Annotated in this window: 20 protein-coding genes; 2 read left to right on the top strand and 18 right to left on the bottom strand. The window is 45.8% G+C overall.

Features of this window, described 5'->3' with window-relative positions; translation table 11 throughout:
• Window positions 1-8: 8 nt before the first annotated feature.
• From tolB to sdhC, 17 genes are all read right to left on the bottom strand, one after another.
• Entirely contained in the window at window positions 9-1,319 is a 1,311-nt protein-coding gene (gene tolB / locus XDD1_RS06315; protein ID WP_045973364.1) for a Tol-Pal system beta propeller repeat protein TolB, read from the bottom strand.
• 162 nt (window positions 1,320-1,481) lie between these two features.
• The gene (gene tolA / locus XDD1_RS06310) at window positions 1,482-2,525 is read right to left on the bottom strand and encodes a cell envelope integrity protein TolA (protein WP_045969667.1); all 1,044 of its coding nucleotides are present in this window, start codon (window positions 2,523-2,525) and stop codon (window positions 1,482-1,484) included.
• A gap of 35 nt (window positions 2,526-2,560) precedes the next feature.
• On the bottom strand, window positions 2,561-2,992 hold the full coding sequence (gene tolR, locus XDD1_RS06305; RefSeq protein WP_045969665.1) for a colicin uptake protein TolR: 432 nt from the start codon (window positions 2,990-2,992) through the stop codon (window positions 2,561-2,563).
• 24 nt (window positions 2,993-3,016) lie between these two features.
• The gene (gene tolQ, locus XDD1_RS06300; protein WP_045969663.1) at window positions 3,017-3,706 is read right to left on the bottom strand and encodes a Tol-Pal system protein TolQ; all 690 of its coding nucleotides are present in this window, start codon (window positions 3,704-3,706) and stop codon (window positions 3,017-3,019) included.
• Window positions 3,703-4,107, bottom strand: coding sequence for a tol-pal system-associated acyl-CoA thioesterase (gene ybgC, locus XDD1_RS06295; protein WP_045969661.1), 405 nt, complete (start codon window positions 4,105-4,107; stop codon window positions 3,703-3,705). The genes tolQ and ybgC overlap by 4 nt, the downstream gene beginning before the upstream one ends.
• 114 nt (window positions 4,108-4,221) lie before the next feature.
• On the bottom strand, window positions 4,222-4,482 hold the full coding sequence (ybgE, locus tag XDD1_RS06290; protein ID WP_408068281.1) for a cyd operon protein YbgE: 261 nt from the start codon (window positions 4,480-4,482) through the stop codon (window positions 4,222-4,224).
• A gap of 26 nt (window positions 4,483-4,508) precedes the next feature.
• Window positions 4,509-4,625 carry a cytochrome bd-I oxidase subunit CydX gene (cydX, locus tag XDD1_RS18610; protein ID WP_065814092.1) on the bottom strand — a complete coding sequence of 39 codons (117 nt, stop codon included), beginning with the start codon at window positions 4,623-4,625 and terminating at the stop codon, window positions 4,509-4,511.
• Window positions 4,626-4,637: 12 nt separating this feature from the next.
• The gene (gene cydB, locus XDD1_RS06285) at window positions 4,638-5,777 is read right to left on the bottom strand and encodes a cytochrome d ubiquinol oxidase subunit II (RefSeq protein WP_045969657.1); all 1,140 of its coding nucleotides are present in this window, start codon (window positions 5,775-5,777) and stop codon (window positions 4,638-4,640) included.
• 14 nt (window positions 5,778-5,791) lie between these two features.
• Window positions 5,792-7,363, bottom strand: a complete 1,572-nt coding sequence (cydA, locus tag XDD1_RS06280) for a cytochrome ubiquinol oxidase subunit I (RefSeq protein WP_045969655.1) — start codon at window positions 7,361-7,363, stop codon at window positions 5,792-5,794.
• Between the two features lie 643 nt (window positions 7,364-8,006).
• Window positions 8,007-8,876, bottom strand: a complete 870-nt coding sequence (gene sucD, locus XDD1_RS06275; RefSeq protein ID WP_045969653.1) for a succinate--CoA ligase subunit alpha — start codon at window positions 8,874-8,876, stop codon at window positions 8,007-8,009.
• Complete coding sequence (gene sucC / locus XDD1_RS06270; RefSeq protein ID WP_045969651.1) at window positions 8,876-10,042, bottom strand: ADP-forming succinate--CoA ligase subunit beta; 1,167 nt, start codon at window positions 10,040-10,042, stop codon at window positions 8,876-8,878. The genes sucD and sucC overlap by 1 nt, the downstream gene beginning before the upstream one ends.
• A gap of 174 nt (window positions 10,043-10,216) precedes the next feature.
• A complete protein-coding gene (gene odhB, locus XDD1_RS06265) occupies window positions 10,217-11,428 on the bottom strand; it encodes a 2-oxoglutarate dehydrogenase complex dihydrolipoyllysine-residue succinyltransferase (RefSeq protein ID WP_045969649.1) in 1,212 nt (403 codons plus the stop codon).
• A 13-nt stretch (window positions 11,429-11,441) separates the two neighbouring features.
• A complete protein-coding gene (gene sucA, locus XDD1_RS06260) occupies window positions 11,442-14,249 on the bottom strand; it encodes a 2-oxoglutarate dehydrogenase E1 component (RefSeq protein WP_045969647.1) in 2,808 nt (935 codons plus the stop codon).
• Window positions 14,250-14,583: 334 nt separating this feature from the next.
• A complete protein-coding gene (locus XDD1_RS06255; RefSeq protein ID WP_045969645.1) occupies window positions 14,584-15,300 on the bottom strand; it encodes a succinate dehydrogenase iron-sulfur subunit in 717 nt (238 codons plus the stop codon).
• A 52-nt stretch (window positions 15,301-15,352) separates the two neighbouring features.
• Window positions 15,353-17,119, bottom strand: coding sequence for a succinate dehydrogenase flavoprotein subunit (gene sdhA, locus XDD1_RS06250; RefSeq protein ID WP_045969643.1), 1,767 nt, complete (start codon window positions 17,117-17,119; stop codon window positions 15,353-15,355).
• A complete protein-coding gene (gene sdhD, locus XDD1_RS06245) occupies window positions 17,120-17,467 on the bottom strand; it encodes a succinate dehydrogenase membrane anchor subunit (protein WP_045969641.1) in 348 nt (115 codons plus the stop codon). It abuts the gene before it with no gap.
• Window positions 17,461-17,850 carry a succinate dehydrogenase cytochrome b556 subunit gene (gene sdhC, locus XDD1_RS06240; RefSeq protein WP_045969639.1) on the bottom strand — a complete coding sequence of 130 codons (390 nt, stop codon included), beginning with the start codon at window positions 17,848-17,850 and terminating at the stop codon, window positions 17,461-17,463. Before sdhC ends, sdhD begins: the two co-directional genes overlap by 7 nt.
• 622 nt (window positions 17,851-18,472) lie before the next feature.
• Between sdhC and XDD1_RS06235 the strand changes: the two genes are divergently transcribed.
• Window positions 18,473-19,756 carry a citrate synthase gene (locus XDD1_RS06235; RefSeq protein ID WP_045969637.1) on the top strand — a complete coding sequence of 428 codons (1,284 nt, stop codon included), beginning with the start codon at window positions 18,473-18,475 and terminating at the stop codon, window positions 19,754-19,756.
• A 69-nt stretch (window positions 19,757-19,825) separates the two neighbouring features.
• On the opposite strand, the gene XDD1_RS06230 is transcribed toward XDD1_RS06235, so the two are convergent.
• Window positions 19,826-20,626, bottom strand: coding sequence for an AraC family transcriptional regulator (locus tag XDD1_RS06230; protein WP_045969635.1), 801 nt, complete (start codon window positions 20,624-20,626; stop codon window positions 19,826-19,828).
• Window positions 20,627-20,745: 119 nt separating this feature from the next.
• On the opposite strand from XDD1_RS06230, the gene XDD1_RS06225 reads away from it, so the two are divergent.
• Window positions 20,746-21,912 carry an MFS transporter gene (locus XDD1_RS06225; RefSeq protein WP_045973363.1) on the top strand — a complete coding sequence of 389 codons (1,167 nt, stop codon included), beginning with the start codon at window positions 20,746-20,748 and terminating at the stop codon, window positions 21,910-21,912.

Below are 21,912 nucleotides of genomic sequence, written 5' to 3'. Positions count from 1 at the left end.
ATTATGCATCACAGATACGGCGACCAGGCAGGCGATTTTACCTGACCATCGGTAGCCGGAAGACGCGCTTTGAAACGCCCATCAGTCGAAACTAGCTGCAATACAGTTCCCCACCCTTGAGTGGAGCTATAAATCACCATAGTGCCATTAGGTGCGATACTCGGCGTTTCATCCAGAAACGTATCCGTCAAGACTTGGACAGATCCCGTTACCAGATCCTGTTTGGCGATATGCTGACTGCCACTTGCCGAGCTAACCATCACGAGAAAACTACCGTCAGGGCTAACATCTGCATCTTGGTTCTGTGATCCTTCCCAAGTTAGGCGTTGTGGAGCACCGCCATTAATATCGATTTTATACAATTGTGGACGCCCACCTTGGTCTGAGGTGTAGACCAAAGTCTGACTATCCGGCATCCAGCTTGGCTCAGTGTTATTACTGCGGCCATCAGTAACTTGACGGATTTGACCAGAAGCTAAATCCATCACGTAAAGATTCAAACTACCCGTTTTAGATAATGCAAAGGCAAGTTTAGTCCCATCCGGAGAAAATGCAGGCGCTCCGTTATGGCGAGGAAACGAAGCCACCTGGCGTACAGTACCTGTTGCCAGTGTTTGAATAATCAATGCAGAGCGACCACTTTCAAATGTCACATAAGCCAGTTTGGACGCATCCGGCGACCATGCTGGCGACATCAAGGGTTCTGGTGAGCTATGTACGGTGGATTGATTATAACCATCATAATCAGAAACCCGCAGCTCATACGGAAACTTAGCCGCCCCATTATTTTTGACAACATAAGCTATACGGGTGGTAAACGCACCTTTAATGCCCGTCAGTTTTTCAAAAACCTGATTACTGACTGTGTGTGCCGCAAAGCGCAACCATTTCTTCTCAATGGTAAATTGTTCTTGTGCCAACATTGTTCCTGGTGCACCTGCAACGTCGACAAGCTGATAAGAGACCAGAAATTTACCATCCGCACTGGGCTGAATGCGCCCAACAACAACTGAGTCAATCCCCAACGCAGACCATGCAGCAGGCGTTACCTCTGATGCCGTCGTCGGTTGTTGCGGCATACGAGTGGCATCAATCGGATTAAATTTTCCACTGTTTCTCAAATCCGCAGCGATAATTGAACCGATATTTTCAGGCGCATCGCCTGCCCCAGTCCATTTAAATGGCACGACCCCAATAGGACGAGCAGAATCAACGCCTTGTGTAATCTCAATGCGAACCTCTGCCTGAGCAACTGTTGCCCACAGCATCAGAAAGCCCAATATGACCTTAAACATTTGTCTAAAAGTTTGCTTCATCATCTCTCCCTTATCGCGATCTCTTACCTGACGCAATAATCCGCCGGATTCTAACACAAACGCCAACAAACAAAACTAGACACCTAAATAAAATCTAATAATTTTGTTTGTACATATAAATTATTCGAAAGTTTACTTAGAGGAGGATGCTTATCCACTAAGCATTTAATTTAACTGCGGTTTAAATTCTAGTGTGAAATTCTTAAAATACTCATAAACCTCTTTGCTTGGTGGAGGTGGCATTTTTTTCGCCAGATTAGCAGCGGTAATTGCTGCCCGGCATAACGCCGGATCACCTGCCCCTGCTTTGATATCAATGAGCAATCCATCTGGAGCCAATTTTATGTTTAATTCACAGGTTCGTCCGATATATAAATTCGAATCATAAAATTTGCTCTGTATTGCAGCCTGAACTTTTCCGAGATAACTATTAATATCCTGCTGAGAAAGGCCGCTTTTCTTACCGCCCCCCTTTCCTGCCGCGCTCGCCCCACCCTGTTTAGGTGCATTAGATGTTAATCCACCTAACAGATCATCAACTGTCTGAGCCTGTTTGGCTGCTTCTGCCTTGGCTTTAGCCTTTGCTTTCGCCTCAGCCTCTGCTTTGGCCTTAGCTTCTGCCTCAGCTTTTGCTTTGGCTTCTGCATCCGCTTTAGCTTTTGCTTCAGCCGCGGCTTTGCGTTTTGCTGCCTCTTCCGCTTCTTTCTTCGCTTGAGCTTCTGCTTTCTGTTGGGCTTCGGCCTGCTCTTTTAGAATTCTCTCTTTTTCTGCCAGTGCCTTTGCAGCCGCTTCTTCTGCTTGTTTCTGCTCTTCACGCGCTTTGGCCGCCGCAGCCTCAGACTGTTTTTTCTGTGTTTCGGCTGCCTGTAGCGCTTTAATCCGCTCTTCTTCAGCCGCTTTCAAACGTTCCTGTTCTTCCGCCTGCTTTGCCCGCAATTCGGCCGCCTGTTGTTCGGCTTTTTTCTTCCGCTGTTGCTCGGCTAACTTGGCATTAGCCTGTTGCTGTTGCTGCTGATTATATTGCTGAACAACCGCATTTGGATCGACCATAACAGCATCAATGACAGTCCCATTTTGTCCGCCGCCGCCCATTTCTGTTTTCTGCACCAGAGAACCCCAAATCAGAAAACCGATCAGGATAGCATGCAATATTACCGAAATGATAATAGCGCGATTCAGCCTATTGTTTTGCTCGTTTGTCTTTCCCACGTTCGACATCCAGAAACTTTAAGTGACCGCCGCTGTCAGGAGCCGATAGGCTGAGTCATTAAGCCCACCGATTTTACCCCTGCCTGACGAAGCATATTCAATGCCTTGATAATTTCATCATAAGGAACTTCTTTAGAACCACCAATCAGGAAAATCGTTTTCGAATTGGCTTTCATCAAGGTTTGAGCTTCTGCAACGATTTGCTGTTCAGGTAACAATTCCAAACGTTCCTGGTTAACAACCATGTTGTATTGCCCTACCCCAGAAACTTCCACAATGACCGGCGGATTATCAGTGCTGGAAACTGTTTGTGAATCCACCGAGTCAGGTAAATCGACTTCTACGCTTTGCGTGATAATCGGTGCTGTTGCCATGAAAATAAGCAGTAATACCAGCAACACGTCCAGCAAGGGGACGATATTGATCTCAGATTTTAGCTCACGTCTGCGACTACGAGTGCGCGCCATTCGCTGATTTCCCCTTACGATTTATTACGACTTATTGGTATTGGAAGCAAAGGCCTGACGATGCAGAATAGCCAGGAATTCTTCCATAAAGTTATCGTAAACTTGTTCTAGTTTGTTAACACGCTGGTTCAGGCGGTTATAAGCCATCACCGCAGGAATTGCCGCAAACAGACCGATTGCAGTAGCAATCAGCGCTTCCGCAATACCGGGCGCAACCATTTGTAATGTTGCCTGTTTGACTGCCCCCAAAGCAATAAAGGCATGCATGATGCCCCAGACCGTACCAAACAAACCAATATAAGGACTCACAGAACCCACCGTTCCCAGAAACGGAATGTGATTTTCTAACACTTCCAATTCACGATTGAGTGAAATGCGCATAGCACGAGTAGCCCCTGTGATAACCGCTTCGGGTGCATGGTTATTTGCCTGATGTAAACGAGCAAACTCTTTAAACCCAGAATGGAATATCTGTTCAACACCATTTAGCGAATCACGGCGTGACTGACTTTCTTTATAAAGACGAGATAATTCAATGCCAGACCAAAATTTATCTTCAAATGCTTCAGCTTCACGGCTGGCTGCATTAAGAATTTTTGCCCGTTGAATAATAATTGCCCAAGAAACGATAGAAAAGCCAATCAAAATCAACATGATTAGCTGAACTAAGAAACCTGCCTTAAGAAATAAATCAAGGATGTTCATGTCAGTCACTGCTTAAACTCCGCGACAATAGACTTTGGAAGCGCCATCGGCTTCATTTGAGATGAATTCACGTAGACAACCAGGCATTCTGTGCTGTTGATAACTACGCCATTGCAATCAACAATTCGTTGAATAAATGTCAGAGAAGCACCACGGATATTCGTAACTTCGCTTTCAACCACCAGCTCATCATCCAGTTTTGCTGGTTTTCGATAGTCAATCGTCATGCGACTAACAACAAAGCCAACTTGCTCATCTAACATAGGTTGTTGGTGGAAGCCTTTTTCACGCAACATCTCTGTACGAGCTCTTTCGTAAAAGACCAAATATCGAGCGTGATAAACCACACCACTAGCATCTGTGTCTTCATAGTAAACACGGATAGGCCAACGGAATAACATATTACTCATATAATCCTAATTAGGCGAATTGACGCTGCCACTATACTCAAGACAATAGCGCTTTGGAATGGCCTGTTAGTAAAAAAAATTTATAGGCCAATCTCCTATAAAATTACGATTAGTTTACTTAAAGAAATGATATAAGCCAAAAAGAAGAATGAAAAATGCAGGTAATGGGTGAAAAAACAGACGCCAGATAATACGTTTAGGATGAAAACCAATACCAAAAGTCACGCCAGAACAAACTGCCCAGATCAATAAAATGCCTTGCCATATTTGTAGTGAACTGGTGTTGGCAGCAAAACGAGCAGGCTGCCAAAACACACATGCAGCAAGCGTTAAGGCGATGATGAGGATAAGAGCCCTCAACAGGCTCTTATCCATAAGTTGGTAACATTTATCAGCCAACATTATTTTTTGTCACTCTCAGAGGCTGTTTGTGATTCGCTATGCTCAAGTGCCAAGGCAGCAATAACAGCGAAGCTACAAGCTAAAAGCGTTCCGAGAATCCAAGCAAAATACCACATGCCTATGCTCCTTTAGTACAGTGAGTGTTTGTTGTTTTCAATATAATTCTTATCCAAACGCCCGAAGGTTTTGTAATAACACCAAATGGTGTAAGACAGCACAATAGGAACGAAGATAAGTGCAACAACGAACATAATTTGCAACGTCCATTGACTGGATGTCGCATCCCACATCGTCAGACTGACATTCGGGTCAAGGCTTGATGGCATCACGAACGGGAACATCGCAATACCAGAAGTCAAGATAATACAAGCAACTGTTAGTGATGAGAAGAAGAATGCCCAAGCACCTTTATCCATCCAAGTGGTCAGGATAGTCAGCAGAGGAAGCAGTACGCCCAACGCAGGTATCGCCCACAAAATCGGATAGTGATTGAAATTGGTCAGCCATGCGCCTGCCTGCTGAACCACTTCTTTATGTAACGGATTAGATGCTGCATTAACATCCAGCCCTCCCGTGACAACATAGCCGTCAATGCCATAAATCAGCCAGATCCCCGCCAACAGGAATGCAATTGCGGTTACCGCTGCACAAACATGGGTCGCGGTACGGGAGCGCAGGTGCAATTCGCCCGTGGTACGCATTTGCAGATAAGTTGCGCCTTGCGTCACAATCATCATCAGGCTGATCACACCAGCCAGTAATCCATAAGGATTCAGCAATCCGAAGAACGAACCTTCGTAAGAGACACGCAGGTAAGTATCCACTGCCAGCGGTACGCCTTGCAGTAAGTTACCAAACGCAACCCCGATCACCAGCGCAGGTACAAAGCTGCCAATAACCAGCCCCCAATCCCACATATTCCGCCACTTGCTGTTTTCCAGTTTTGAACGGTAATCAAAACCAACCGGACGGAAGAATAATGCAGCCAAGACCAGGATCATTGCCACATAAAAACCAGAGAAAGCGGCTGCATAAACCATCGGCCATGCGGCAAACAGAGCACCACCGGCAGTAATTAACCAAACTTGGTTACCATCCCAGTGTGGGGCAATGGAGTTAATCATGATGCGGCGTTCAGTATCATTTTTACCAATGATCCGCAACAAGATACCGACACCCATGTCAAAACCATCAGTCACGGTGAAACCGATCAGTAACACACCAATCAGCAGCCACCATATAAATCGTAATACATCATAATCAAGCATAAGTGGACTCCTGCTTACTCAATATTATTCGCTGAAGAAGCTGTTTTTTGTTCAAAATGATAACGTCCGGTCTTGAGGCTGCTTGGGCCAAGACGGGCAAATTTGAACATCAAGAACATCTCTGCGATCAAGAACAAAGTGTACAGACCACAAATCAGCACCATTGAGAAAATCAGATCGCCGACACTGCGTGTTGAAGACGCAACAGCCGTTGGCAACACTTCACCAATCGCCCACGGCTGACGGCCGTATTCTGCGACAAACCAACCCGCTTCAACGGCAATCCACGGCAATGGAATGCTGAACAATGCAGCACGCAATAGCCACTTATGTTGTCCGATACGGTTACGGATAACACTCAAGAATGACAGACCGATAACCAACAGCATGATAAAGCCAGCGGCAACCATGATACGGAATGCGAAATAGAGTGGTGCAACACGTGGAATAGAATCTTTCGCTGCGGCTTTAATCTGCTCTTCTGTCGCATCAGTGACGTTTTGGGTGTAACGCTTCACGAGCATACCATAGCCAAGATCTTTCTTACTTTCATTGAATGCACTGCGAACACTCGGATCAACATTACCCGCCCGCAGTTCTTCCAATAATTCATAGGCTTTAATACCGTTACGAATACGCTGCTCATGCTGGCTCATCAGATCACGCAGACCAACGACAGGCGTATCTGTGGAGCGGGTAGCAATCAAACCTAAAACGTAAGGAATTTGGATGGAATATTTATTTTCCATTTTGTCCTGATCAGGAAGACCAATCAGTGTGAATGAAGCTGGAGGCGGCTGGGTTTCCCACTCTGCTTCAATGGCTGCCAATTTGGTTTTCTGCACGTCCCCCATTTCATAGCCAGATTCATCACCCAGAACAATAACGGACAGTACCGCAGCCATACCAAAACTGGCTGCAATCGCAAAAGAACGTTTGGCAAACGCTAAATCGCGCCCTTTAAGCAGATAGTAAGCGCTGATACCCAATACAAAAATGGCACCTGTCACATAACCGGCTGCAACAGTGTGAACAAATTTCACCTGAGCAACAGGGTTAAGTACCAGTTCGCTGAAGCTCACCATTTCCATTCGCATGGTTTCGAAGTTAAAGTCAGACGCAATCGGGTTTTGCATCCAACCATTCGCAATCAAGATCCACAGTGCCGAGAAATTAGAGCCTAATGCAACCAGCCAGGTCACCGCCAAGTGTTGTTTCTTACTCAGTCGATCCCAGCCGAAGAAAAACAGACCAACGAATGTAGATTCGAGGAAGAATGCCATCAGACCTTCGATGGCCAAAGGCGCACCGAAAATATCACCAACATAATGTGAGAAATATGACCAGTTGGTTCCGAACTGGAACTCCATGGTCAAGCCCGTTGCGACACCCAGAGCAAAGTTAATACCAAATAACTTACCCCAGAATTTTGTCATATCTTTATAGATTTGTTTGCCAGAAAGGACATATACCGTTTCCATGATCGCAAGCAAAAACGCCATACCGAGCGTTAAGGGTACGAACAGAAAATGGTACATAGCAGTTAAGGCAAACTGTAATCGTGACAGTTCGACAATATCAAACATCTTGACTCCTTGCTCCTAGCAGGAAGACACCGACTTGCGGCAACCCGACTTCGTAAAACGAAAGCCTCGTAACTACCAGCAATAAATGCCTCAAACACAACAATGAATTATTACAAAATCAAAAATTCAATAGATACCACAATAATATTACGCCTATATTCACATACAATAAATAGCTTTTACGTGACTCAGCTTGGAATTCTGAATATAGGTCAACAATACTATACATTCTCAGGCTAATACCTATATATACTAGATCAATTTAATCAATTTTAGCGAATACAATCCAGAGTAATAACTTGATTTTAGTCAATTTTTTCCTTGTTTTGTTAAGCATTACCGTTATTATTTCATTATGGTTTACCGAGTGTTAATAAGTTGTTATTTGCAATGGCGTGTAATTTATTTTTTGCTGTCAAATGCATTAGAAAATTAACCTTTCTTTTTCATTCTTTAAAAAATATATTTTCTCGATATTTCTAATTTAATTAATCAAATAAATAGGTTTTCCTAAAATCCAGTTCAATTAAATTGAAAAAAAGCATCTTATAAATGAACTAACCTACTGTTAATATTATAAATAAAAATAAAAGGCTACCCTAAGGCAGCCTTTTTCTATAAAAATAGCTTTATTTTGTATGTCTTATGCCAGTAACACTTTTACAGCATCGCCAATATCAGCAAGACTGCGAACCGTCTTCACACCCGCCGCTTCCAGTGCAGCAAATTTTTCATCTGCTGTTCCCTTACCACCTGCGATAATCGCACCAGCATGGCCCATGCGCTTACCTTTAGGTGCGGTCACACCTGCAATATAAGCAACAACAGGTTTAGTCACATGTTGTTTGATATAAGCAGCCGCTTCTTCTTCCGCTGTACCACCGATTTCACCGATCATGACAATCGCTTCTGTCTGTGGATCTTCCTGGAACAGTTTCAGAATATCAATGAAGTTTGAACCTGGGATCGGGTCACCACCGATACCCACACAGGTAGATTGCCCTAATCCAGCATCGGTGGTCTGTTTAACAGCTTCATAAGTCAATGTGCCTGAACGAGAGACAATACCCACTTTACCTGATTTGTGAATGTGACCAGGCATGATGCCGATCTTACATTCATCAGGTGTAATAACGCCCGGACAGTTAGGGCCAATCATGCGTACACCCGCCTGATCCAGTTTTACCTTAACGGTCAGCATATCGAGTGTTGGGATACCTTCTGTGATCGTGATGATCAATTTGATACCCGCATCAATCGCTTCCAGAATGGAATCTTTACAGAATGGCGCCGGAACGTAGATAACAGAAGCGGTTGCACCCGTTGCTTCAACCGCTTCACGCACGGTATTGAATACAGGCAAACCCAAATGTTCAGTACCCCCTTTACCCGGAGTGACACCACCGACCATTTGAGTCCCGTAGACTATCGCCTGTTCGGAGTGAAAAGTGCCTTGGCTGCCAGTAAATCCCTGGCAAATCACTTTGGTGTTTTTATCGATTAAAATAGACATTATTTATTCCCCGCTGCGGCGACTGCCTGTTTAGCTGCGTCTGTCAAACTGGTCGCGGCAATGATATTCAAGCCACTGTCTGCCAGTTTCTTAGCGCCCAGTTCAGCATTATTTCCTTCCAGACGAACGACCACCGGCACATTGACGCCGACTTCTTCCACTGCACCAATAATGCCGTCAGCAATCAAGTCACAACGGACAATACCACCAAAGATATTTACCAAAACGGCTTTCACATTGTCATCTGACAAAATGATCTTGAATGCTTCGGTAACACGCTCTTTAGTTGCACCACCACCCACATCAAGGAAGTTTGCCGGTGCACCGCCATGCAGTTTGACAATATCCATTGTTCCCATTGCCAGACCTGCACCATTCACCATACAACCAATGTTACCGTCCAGCGCAACATAGTTGAGTTCCCATTGTGCTGCCTGAGCTTCACGTGAATCTTCCTGTGAAGGATCGTGCATTTCACGCAGTTCAGCCTGACGGAACATCGCATTACTATCAGCGCTCAATTTTCCATCCAAACACACCAGATCATCTTGCGTTGTGATCACCAGAGGGTTGATTTCGACCAATGCCAAATCACGCTCCAAGAACAGGTTAGCCAATCCCAAGAAAATCTTGGTGAATTGACCAACTTGCTTACCCGTCAAACCGAGTTTAAATGCCAATTCACGGCCTTGGTACGGCATAGGGCCAGATAGTGGGTCGATAATGGCTTTATGGATTAGCTCGGGCGTTTCTTCCGCCACTTTTTCTATTTCGACGCCACCTTCAGTAGAGGCCATGAACACTACACGACGCGTACCGCGATCAACAACAGCACCGAGATACAGCTCTTTGGCAATATCGGTTGCCCCTTCTACCAAGATCTGATGGACAGGTTGCCCCTGTGCATCAGTCTGGTAAGTGACCAGTCGTTTACCCAGCCATTGTTCAGCAAAAGCACGGATATCTTCTTTGCTGTTGACGACTTTCACGCCACCAGCCTTACCGCGTCCACCTGCATGAACCTGACATTTAACGACCCAAGGGCCTGAACCAATCTTGGATGCTGCTTCTTCTGCTTCGCGCGGAGTGGTACAAGCATAGCCCGCAGGCGCTGGTAAACCATACCGTGCAAAAAGTTGTTTTGCCTGATACTCGTGTAAATTCATGATGTTCTATCCATAATTTAATCTAAGAAAGGTAAATTACCTTCTATTTTGTTGCTCTGGATATGACCAGCCCCAAGAGGCTGGCCTGCATATACATTTTTACATCAACGTCGTACTACTTCAGACTTGGCGGAGTTAATACCCTCCGCCAATAGGGATCACCGATAGGTGATGCTATACATCCAGCAACAAACGTGTTGGATCTTCCAGCATTTCTTTGATGGTCACCAGAAAACCGACAGACTCACGACCGTCAATCAGACGGTGGTCATAGGACAGTGCCAGATACATCATCGGAAGGATCTCAACCTGACCATTAACGGCCATTGGACGATCTTTAATGGCGTGCATGCCAAGGATCGCGCTTTGTGGTGGGTTAATGATCGGGGTGGACATCAGGGAGCCGAAAACACCGCCGTTGGTAATGGTGAAATTACCGCCAGTGAGTTCTTCAACGGTCAGTTTACCGTCGCGGCCTTTGATAGCCAGCTCTTTGATGCTTTTCTCAATGTCAGCCATGCTCAGGGCATCTGCATCACGCAATACAGGTGTCACCAGACCGCGTGGTGTAGATACTGCAATACTGATATCAAAATAGTTGTGGTAAACCACATCGGTGCCATCAATGGAAGCGTTGACTTCCGGGTAACGTCTCAATGCTTCAACAACCGCTTTCACATAGAAAGACATAAAACCCAGACGTACACCGTGGCGTTTCTCAAACACGTCGCCATACTGCTTGCGCAATTCCTGAATTGGCTTCATGTTGACTTCATTGAAAGTCGTCAGCATGGCCGTGTTGTTTTTCGCTTCAAGCAGACGTTCTGCAACACGCTTGCGCAGACGCGTCATTGGGACACGTTTTTCACTGCGGTGTGGCAATAAGGAGGGCTGTTCAGCAGACGTAGCCGGTTTATCACTCTCTTTTTTATGCGCAGCGATATGTTTTTCTATGTCTTCACGAACAATACGGCCACCCACACCACTGCCTTTAATGGCCGCAGGATCTAAATCATGTTCTGCAATCAGACGACGAACCGCAGGGCTCAGTGCATCGTTATTTTCTTCTTCCAAAGACGCCGTCTGACGTTGTGCTGGTGTTGCCTCTGTTGTTGCTTTGACTTCGGCAGGCTTACCCGTGCTGTCACCCAGGCGGATACGGCCTAACAGTTGTCTGGAGAGTACAGTGGCGCCCTCTTCTTCCAAAATAGATTCCAAAACACCTGCTTCACTTGCTGGCACTTCCAGAACAACTTTATCGGTTTCGATTTCAACCAGCACTTCATCACGCTCTATGGTGTCACCTGGTTTTTTATGCCATGTCGCAACAGTGGCATCTGCAACCGATTCAGGAAGGTCTGGGACCAGAATTTCTACGCTACTCATTTTCTATCCTTATTTATTCAACGTTCAGTGCGTCATTAACCAGTGCTTGCTGTTGCTGCTGGTGAACAGACGGATATCCCACAGCCGGGGAAGCAGATGCCGGACGACCTGCATAACGTAAAGAAGCCCCAAACGGGATTGCTTCACGGAAATTATGTTGACTGCAATACCAAGCCCCTTGGTTCAGTGGTTCTTCCTGACACCAAACGAAGTCATGAACATGGGCATATTGCTCAAGCTGGGCTTGCAGATGCTGACGTGGGAAGGGATACAACTGTTCAATACGCACAATAGCAACATCGGTCTGTTCATTCTTACGACGCTGTTCCAACAGATCGTAATAGACCTTACCGGAACACAGTACAACGCGCTTAACACCTTTTGGAGCCAAAGCGTCAACTTCACCAATGACTGGCTCAAATTTGCCATTCGCCAATTCATCCAGACTGGACACAGCCAATGGGTGACGCAGTAATGATTTCGGTGACATAACGATGAGCGGACGGCGCATACCACGCAGAGCCTGACGACGCAGCATGTGATAAACCTGAGCCGGAGTCGATGGTACGCAGACCTGCATATTTTGTTCAGCACAGAGTTGCAGATAACGTTCCAGACGTGCCGATGAGTGCTCCGGGCCTTGCCCTTCATAGCCATGCGGCAACAGCATCACCAGACCACACATACGGCCCCATTTCTGTTCACCGGAGCTGATGAATTGGTCAATCACAACCTGAGCCACGTTGGCAAAGTCACCAAATTGCGCTTCCCAAATTGTCAGGGCACGAGGTTCAGTAGTTGCATAACCGTATTCAAAGGCCAGTACCGCTTCTTCTGAAAGTACCGAATCCCATACGTTGAATACCCCTTGACCATTGTGGATATTCGCCAAGGGCACATACACAGAGGCATTGTTTTGGTTATGAACAACGGCATGACGGTGGAAGAACGTACCACGTCCCGCATCCTCACCGGAGAGACGCACCGGAATACCTTCATCAACCAGCGTCGCGTAAGCCAGTGTTTCCGCACCACCCCAGTCAAACAATTTATTGCCATTGGCCATTTCTGCACGGTCGCCATAGATTTTCGCAACACGTGAGTGCATTTCTATTTCGGCAGGAACCGTGCTGATACTTTTGCCCAGATCTTGCAGACGTTTCATATCCACTTTATGCGGATACTCTTCATCCCATTCGTGGTTCAGGTAAGGTTCCCATGTGAATGAGTGCAGCCCCATTGGACGCCATTCATCGACAACACATTCACCATGATCCAGTGCATCACGGTACAAATTCACCATCTCAGTAACGTCATTGGCACCCAGTAAACCTTCCGCGACCAGCTTATCTGCATAAATTTTACGGGCAGTTGGCAGCTTTTTGATTTTCTGGTACATCAGGGGCTGAGTTGCACTTGGTTCATCCGCTTCGTTATGACCGTGGCGACGGTAACAAACCAGGTCGATCATCACGTCACGTTTGAAGGTATTGCGGAAGTCAAGCGCCAGACGTGTGACGAATGCAACCGCTTCCGGATCATCCGCGTTAACGTGGAAAATCGGCGCCTGAACCATTTTCACAACATCAGTACAGTATTGTGTTGAACGAGCATCTTTCGGGTTAGATGTGGTGAAACCAATCTGGTTGTTAACCACGATACGGACCGTACCGCCCACTTCATAACCGCGAGCCTGCGACATGTTCAGCGTTTCCTGAACAATCCCCTGCCCGGTTACCGCTGCATCACCGTGGATGGTGACAGGCAGAACCATGTTGCTGCGACCTTCATCAAGACGATCACGACGGGCACGTACAGAACCGATAACAACAGGGCTGACAATCTCAAGGTGAGATGGGTTAAAGGCCAGTGCCAAATGCACCAGACCCCCTTCGGTCTCAAAATCAGAAGAAAAACCTTGATGGTATTTTACGTCGCCCGTCCCCAGATGCTCTTTGTGTTTACCTGCAAACTCGTCGAACAGATCACCCGGTTTTTTCCCCAAGAGATTGACCAGAACGTTGAGACGACCGCGATGAGCCATGCCCAACACAACCTCACGGGTATCTTGTTTACCTGCGTGACGGATCAACTCTTTTAACATCGGGATAAGTGCATCGCCGCCTTCCAGGGAGAAACGTTTCGCCCCCGGGAACTTCGCACCTAAATAGCGTTCCAGACCTTCCGCTGCGGTTAATTCTTTCAGGAAACGACGCTTTTCTTCTGCATTAAACTGTGAACTGACTGTCACAGACTCCAGCCGTTGCTGGATCCAACGTTTTTCTTCGGTATTGGTGATGTGCATATATTCCGCACCAATTGAACCGCAATAAATGCGTCTCAGCGCGTCATACAGATCAGCCAATTTCATGGTCTCTTTACCAATGGCAAAAGAGCCTACATTAAACGTTTCTTCAAAATCCGCTTTTGTTAAATTATGGAAAGCAGGATCAAGATCAGAGACAGGTTCCTGCTTCCATAATCCCAATGGATCAAGGTTTGCATGTTGGTGTCCGCGGAAGCGGAATGCATTGATGAGCTGCAAAACTTTGACTTGTTTTGCATCCATTGCTGGATCGCTGACTGAAGTGTGATAACGCGTGGCATCCTTTGCCAGACGACGGAAGTAATCGCGTGTCTGTGAGTGAAGTTGTTCCCCGCCAAATCCTGCATCCGGTAATTGTTGGAAAATTTCTCTCCAACTTGCATCAACAGAATTAGGATCGGTTATATAGTCTTCATAGATTTGCTCTATGTAAGACTGGTTTGCACCAGCCAGAAAGCTTGAGTCCAGCCAGTCCTTCATTGCGCCGTTCTGCATTGTGATCCCTTAAGCTTTAAAAGCTTTAGTTTTCGCCGTGGTTAACTAATACCGCTTAATCAGCGGTGTTGATAAAAGGTTCATTTGGACGTGCTTAATGCATGTTCTTCTTTGGGTTTTCCTACCCTTCAAGGAACCTTTAAAAACTAACTCTCAGTTTTTAAAGGTTCCTTTATTTAGAAACAAACTTCGTCTTTAGCAGTGGGCAATTTATCATTTTTCATTCTTTAATGCCCTCCACTGATTTGATATTTATTTCAAAATTGTGGAGGGCAACATTATATGCACTATTTACACACTAAATATGTGTTATTTATGCACAAATTCTATTTTGCTATGCGCTATGTTTCAGCAACATAGATTTAATATGGCCAATCGCTTTTGTCGGATTTAACCCCTTAGGACAGACGTTGACGCAATTCATGATCCCATGACAACGGAAAACACTGAATGCATCATTCAGGTTATCCAATCGTGACGTTGTTTCAGTATCACGGCTGTCAATCAGGAAACGGTAGGCTGCCAAAAGACCGGCTGGGCCGATAAATTTATCCGGATTCCACCAGAATGATGGGCAAGACGTTGAACAGCAGGCACATAAGATACACTCATACAGGCCATCCAGTTTTTCCCGCTGTTGCGGTGATTGCAGGTGCTCACGCGCAGGTGGATTTTTACCATCATTAATCAGGTAAGGACGGATTTTCTCATATTGCGCGTAGAACTGCCCCATATCCACCACCAGATCACGAACTACAGGCAAGCCAGGTAATGGACGAATGACAATTTTTTTATTACCACGACGCAATGCCGAAACAGGCGTAACACAGGCCAAGCCGTTTTTACCATTCATATTCACGCCGTCAGAGCCACAAACCCCCTCACGACAAGAACGGCGGAATGCCAAGGTGGGATCTTGCTCTTTTAGCTGGATGAGCGCATCCAGCAACATCATGTCGCGTCCTTCCTCAGCTTCCAGTGTGTAATCCTGCATACGAGGCACATCATCGACATCTGGATTATAACGATAAATTGAAAATTCAAGTTTCATAATCTATTTCTCCGCAACCGGAACATCAGCAACGCAAAACGCAATGAGTAAATTAGTAAGAACGCACTTTCGGCGGGAAAGCTTCACGCAGTGTTGGCTGCATATTCACTTCACGACGCGTCATGCTCTCAGTTTGCGGTAAATACAGGCTATGACACAGCCAGTTAGCATCATCACGCTCTGGATAGTCAAAACGGCTATGGGCACCCCGACTTTCTGTACGGAAATTCGCCGCAACAGCCGTCGAATAAGCCGTCTCCATCAGGTTATCCAATTCCAAGCATTCGATACGCTGAGTATTAAATTCTGACGAAGTATCATCCAGACGCGCATTTTTCAGGCGTTCGCGGATCACTTTCAGTTCATCCAATCCTTTTGCCATCGCCTCACCTTCGCGGAATACTGAGAAGTTATGCTGCATGCAGGATTGCAAGGCTTTGCGGATTTCAACCGGATCTTCCCCTGAACGGGTGTTATTCCAGCGGTTCAGACGTTGCAGTGCAACATCAACATCGGATTCGCTGGCATCACGGCTACTTCCTTGCTCCATCAGGCACTCTTTCAAATGCAGGCCAGCGGAGCGACCGAATACCACCAGATCGAGCAGTGAATTACCACCGAGACGGTTTGCGCCGTGAACAGAGACACAGGCAATTTCACCCACGGCAAACAAACCCGGAATCACAACATCTTCACCTTTTTCGTTGACGGTCAATGCCTGACCCGTGATTTTGGTTGGAATACCGCCCATCATATAGTGACAGGTTGGGATAACCGGAATCGGCTCTTTTACTGGATCGACATGGGCGAAAGTGCGGGATAGTTCAAGGATACCCGGCAGGCGGGATTCCAATACATCCTTGCCCAGATGATCCAATTTCAATTTCGCGTGAGGTCCCCATGGCCCATCACAACCACGGCCTTCACGGATTTCAATCATGATAGAACGTGCGACTACATCGCGGCCAGCAAGGTCTTTGGCATTGGGTGCATAACGCTCCATGAAGCGCTCGCCATCTTTATTCAGCAGGTAACCCCCTTCACCACGGCAACCTTCTGTGACCAGCACGCCCGCACCAGCAATACCCGTTGGGTGGAATTGCCACATTTCCATATCTTGGACAGGAACGCCAGCACGCAGCGCCATGCCCACACCATCACCGGTATTGATATGTGCATTGGTTGTGGATTGGTAAATACGACCAGCCCCACCAGTTGCCAAAATGGTTGCCTTGGCTTTGAAATAAACGACTTCACCGGTTTCAATACAGATAGCAGTACAACCCACAATCGCACCGTCCTGATTCTTAACCAGATCCAGCGAATACCATTCAGAGAAAATCGTCGTGTGATTCTTCAAATTCTGCTGATATAGCGTATGCAATAAGGCGTGACCGGTTCGGTCGGCCGCCGCCGCAGTACGAGCTGCCTGCTCGCCACCAAAATTCTTAGATTGCCCACCGAATGGACGTTGGTAAATACGGCCATCATCCAAACGGGAGAATGGCAGCCCCATGTGTTCCAGTTCCAAAATGGCTTCCGGGCCAGTCTTACACATATACTCGATAGCATCCTGGTCACCGATGTAATCGGAGCCTTTCACCGTATCGTACATGTGCCATTCCCAGTTATCATCATGGGTATTGCCCAGAGCAACCGTGATCCCACCCTGTGCTGATACAGTGTGGGAACGCGTTGGGAATACCTTGGAAATTAAGGCACAAGATAAACCCATTTGTGAAATTTGCAGTGCAGCACGCATACCTGCACCACCGGCACCAATAACAACAGCGTCAAACTCTCTTACTGGCAGTTTCATTTATGCACCCCACACCACAATTGTTCCGTAAATCAAATAAGTTAACAGCGCGACAATAATCACCAGTTGCAGAACCAAACGCAGTGCGAGCGGCTTGACATAATCTGTCAGTACCTGCCACAAGCCAATCCAGGCGTGAACCAGAATGGAAAGCAGCGCCAACACGGTGAATACTTTGGTGAGGGAGGAAGAGAAGAAACCGCGCCAGACTTCATAAGTCATATCCGACGTTGTTGCGACAAAACCGACAAGGTAAAGGACGTACAAAACAATAATAATTGCGGATGCACGTAGCAGCAGCCAATCCTGAATACCCGTACGACCCAATGCGGATGCGTTGCTTACCATAATAATACCCCAGCCAGAATAGACAGAATAACCGCGATGACTATTGCTACTTTGGCAGATGCACTACCGGTAGCGAGAGTTTCTTCCAAGAAACCAAAATCCATCAACACATGGCGAATACCCCCACAGATGTGGTAAGCCAGCGCCGTCAATATCCCCCACAGGATAAATTTGGCGAAGAAGCCAGTCATGATTTCAGATGCTTGTAGGAAGCCCTCCAGCGAAGACAGTGACATACCCAATAACCACAGTAGGATACCCACTGCGATAAAGGTGATGACGCCTGAGATACGGTGCAAGATCGATGCTATCGCGGAGACGGGTTGGTTAATCGTCCGCAAATCGAGGTTGACAGGTCTTTGTTTTTTCACAATTTTGCCCACAAAGCTTTTTTTTATTTTCCATCCTCCGGTCCTGGGCGGGAATCAGACAGCGCTTAGAGGATACAAAGACACAACGTAATTAACTCAACAATCCTTACTGTTCATCAAAAGTTGTGATTTGATTACGCTGGGTGCTCCTACAACAGGGTAATCCGGAGACCTTACCGAAGTATAAGTACTTCACATTGTTATTACAATTCCCACACAATATGATTATTAACATTTAGCTTGAACAGTGAGAAAGATCACGCTTCAAACACTTTTCGTAAAATACATGATCTTGTTTGACAAAGATTAAACATTTATCTTACATATATATCGTTATATATTATTTGCCGTCATTTTATGATGAAAAATTAATCTTAACGAAAAATAAAAGTTATGTGAAAGTACCGTATAAGCACAGAATGTTAACATTTAATGTGAATAATACTTTAAACATAACGTCCAAAAACTTTTTAACAACCTGAAAACCATTGTCATCCGTAATGAGATTTCAGCGTTAAATGTGATACCAGCCTGATTTTAAACTCTCTCCGGTAGCACAATGCCTTCGGCACAGTATAAATTGCGCCTATCTGGTTGTTAGGGGTTATAAAAAATAAGCGCTAAGGAGATGTAAATGGCTGATAAAAAGGCTACGTTGAACATAAATGGTTCAGCTGCTATCGAACTAGACGTACTAACGCCGACCCTAGGTACTGAAGTAATTGACGTTCGAACCCTCGGCTCAAAAGGCTTCTATACTTACGATCCGGGCTTTACTTCCACTGCCTCTTGTGAGTCGAAAATCACCTATATTGATGGCAATGAAGGCATTTTGCTGCACCGTGGTTTTCCCATCGATCAGCTTGCAACGGAATCGACCTATCTGGAAGTCTGTTACATTTTGCTATATGGCGAACCGCCTACTCCCGAAGAGTACGAAAAATTTAAAACGACAGTGACTCGCCATACGATGATCCACGAACAGATCACCCGTCTGTTCCACGGTTTCCGCCGTGATTCTCATCCAATGGCGGTTCTTTGTGGTGTTACGGGCGCACTGGCTGCTTTCTACCATGATGCACTGGATGTCAATAATCCTCGCCACCGTGAAATCACCGCTTACCGTCTGCTGTCCAAAATGCCCACTGTCGCGGCAATGTGTTACAAATATTCCCTTGGGCAGCCTTTTGTTTATCCACGTAATGATCTGTCTTATGCCGCCAACTTCCTGTACATGATGTTCTCAACACCGTGTGAGGAATATAAGGTTAATCCTGTATTAGAACGCGCTATGGATCGCATTTTCATCCTGCATGCCGATCATGAACAAAATGCCTCAACCTCAACGGTACGTACTGCTGGCTCTTCCGGCGCCAACCCATTTGCCTGTATCGCTGCGGGTATTGCATCCCTGTGGGGACCTGCACATGGTGGAGCAAACGAAGCCTGCTTGCGGATGCTGGAAGAGATCCAATCTGTCGAACACATTCCTGAATTCATTGCGCGCGCCAAAGATAAAAATGATTCTTTCCGCCTGATGGGCTTTGGTCACCGTGTTTACAAAAACTATGACCCGCGCGCAACCGTGATGCGTGAAACCTGCCATGAAGTGCTGAATGAACTTGGCCTGAATGACAGTCTGCTGGAAGTAGCAATGGAATTAGAACGTATTGCGCTGAACGACCCCTACTTCATTGAGAAAAAACTGTATCCCAATGTCGATTTCTACTCTGGCATTATCCTGAAAGCGATGGGGATTCCCTCCACCATGTTCACTGTGATTTTCGCCATTGCCCGTACTATTGGCTGGATTGCACATTGGAATGAAATGCACGATGAAGGTTTGAAAATCGCACGTCCACGTCAACTTTATACGGGTCATGCTGAACGCGATTTCAAGAGTCAGTTGAAAAAGTAATTTAATGACGCCAATAACACTATTCATATTCTGACACATTCTGAATAGTGTATTTCTGCACCTCTCACGTCAGTTTTTACTGATATTAGGGGTGTAGTTTTTTATATATTCCCTTGGCGGTCTTCCCATGACTTTACGGAAAAATGTCACAAATGCACTATCATTGGCAAAACCCAGTTCCTGAGCAATATAAGATAATGTTTTGTTCTGTGCCAATAGCTCTATCGCCTTTACTAACCGCCATTGCTGTCGCCACTGTTGATAATTCATGCCTGTTTCACGATGAAATATCCGCGTAATCGTCTTTTCACTAGCACCAATATAAGTGGCTAATATGTGCAGTGGTGGCGGCAATTGTTCAAGTGATAGAGGTGTTAAACGCCGATCAGAAGGCAGAGGCAACAAAGTCGGTTCCCTACGCGCCTCACGGATTTCGTCAAAAAATACGGCCAGCAAATTTGCTCCTTTTCCCTGAGACCCATCAGAGTCAAAAGAAGATATCGCGATACGCTCCAAAAGCGCCTGTAATAGTGGAGTGGCTTCCAATACTTCACTTTGGTTAGAAAGTAACGCTGTTTCAGAAGCATTCAAATAATCAGTATCCAAATAGATAGAACGATAGCCTACAGAGCCGCGTATTTCTGCCCGATGCCGTGTTTTGGCGGGTATCCATGCCACTCTGGTTGGAGGCAGAATAGAGATCTGATTTGCCAATGTGATCTTGATACAGCCCCGCCGGGTAAACAGCAATTGCCCCATATTATGCCGATGAAAGCCAGAATCGTGTTGCCCCATCTCCGCTGCGATCCCTATCACAGGCATATTCAATCTATCAGGATCAAAATAATCATTTTGTTGCAACCACACCATATAAATGCCTTTTGACTCAATGTCTGTTTAGATAAATAAATCGTCTTTATTATCATAAAAAGACAGAAACCGGAATGCTAACCTTTTGAGCCATGACTCACTTATCATCAGAAAAAATCATGCAAACTAAACCATCACTTTGGCTCGCTATCGCTTTGATGATGTTCCCGCAAATTGTAGAAACTATCTACAGTCCTGCATTGACCAACATCGCTGATGGATTTTCCGTCAGCTCTGAACAAGCCGCTCAAACACTATCACTCTACTTCTTTGCTTTTGCTCTCGGTGTAGTCGTATGGGGACGCCTGTGTGATGTGATTGGCAGACGCCCGACTATCATTATTGGCTTATCGCTCTACAGTCTCGCTTCTCTGCTGGCATTACTGACACAACAATTTTGGTTATTGCTGATTGCCAGAATGCTGTCTGCTTTCGGGGCAGCCGTTGGTTCTGTCGGTACACAAACCATCATGCGAGATACCTACCGCGGAGAAGAATTGGCGCGGATTTTTTCCATTATGGGCATTGCCTTGGCTGCCAGCCCTGCCATTGGCATGTTTAGCGGTTCACTATTGAACGCTTTTGCTGGCTATCAAGCTGTCTTTGCCGGACTCGCCATTCTGGCAGTTATTCTGACCGGTTGGTCGATTGTAAAATTGCCAGAAACCCGGCCAAATAATGTCACAAAAGTGGCTTTATTCAGCACAGCAATCATGATGCTTAAAGATCTTTCAATCTGGCGAAATGCGTTTTTGATCGCATTTTTCAATATTTGTTTATTTAGCTACTATCAATTAGCGCCATTCCGTTTTGAACAATTTGGATTGTCGCCGGAATTATTTGGTTATACTGGTTTATTATTGACTTTCGGTGTTGGGTTAGGTTCGTTATTAAATAAATACCTATTAAAACAATCGTGGATATCTGCCAAATTAGTTACCCTTGCCTCATTAATGAGTCTGTTAAGTGGAATAGGTGTATACCTGCTTGAAAATAGCTGGTTCTTTATTTTTCCTATGTCTGGAATCGTTATCGCTTATGGTCTGGCTATTCCGAATATTCTGGCTTCTGCATTAACTCACTACTCAGACAGACTGGGCACTGCCGGCGCTTTATTCGGATTGTTTTACTATTTGCTGTTGGGACTTGGATTAGCGTTGGCAGGCTGGAACCAAGCATTGGGCAATGTACTGGTCTGCTGTGGGAGCAGCATGCTTGTTTTGTCCCTTTTGCCTATAAATTTCCCACAAAAAAGTAGAAGCCCCCAGATGCCAAAAGGGAAATAA

Origin of the sequence: Xenorhabdus doucetiae (assembly GCF_000968195.1) — a bacterium.
GTDB lineage: Bacteria > Pseudomonadota > Gammaproteobacteria > Enterobacterales > Enterobacteriaceae > Xenorhabdus > Xenorhabdus doucetiae.
The sequence above is the reverse complement of the archived record's forward strand: the minus strand, read 5'-3'. Positions and strand labels throughout refer to the sequence as shown.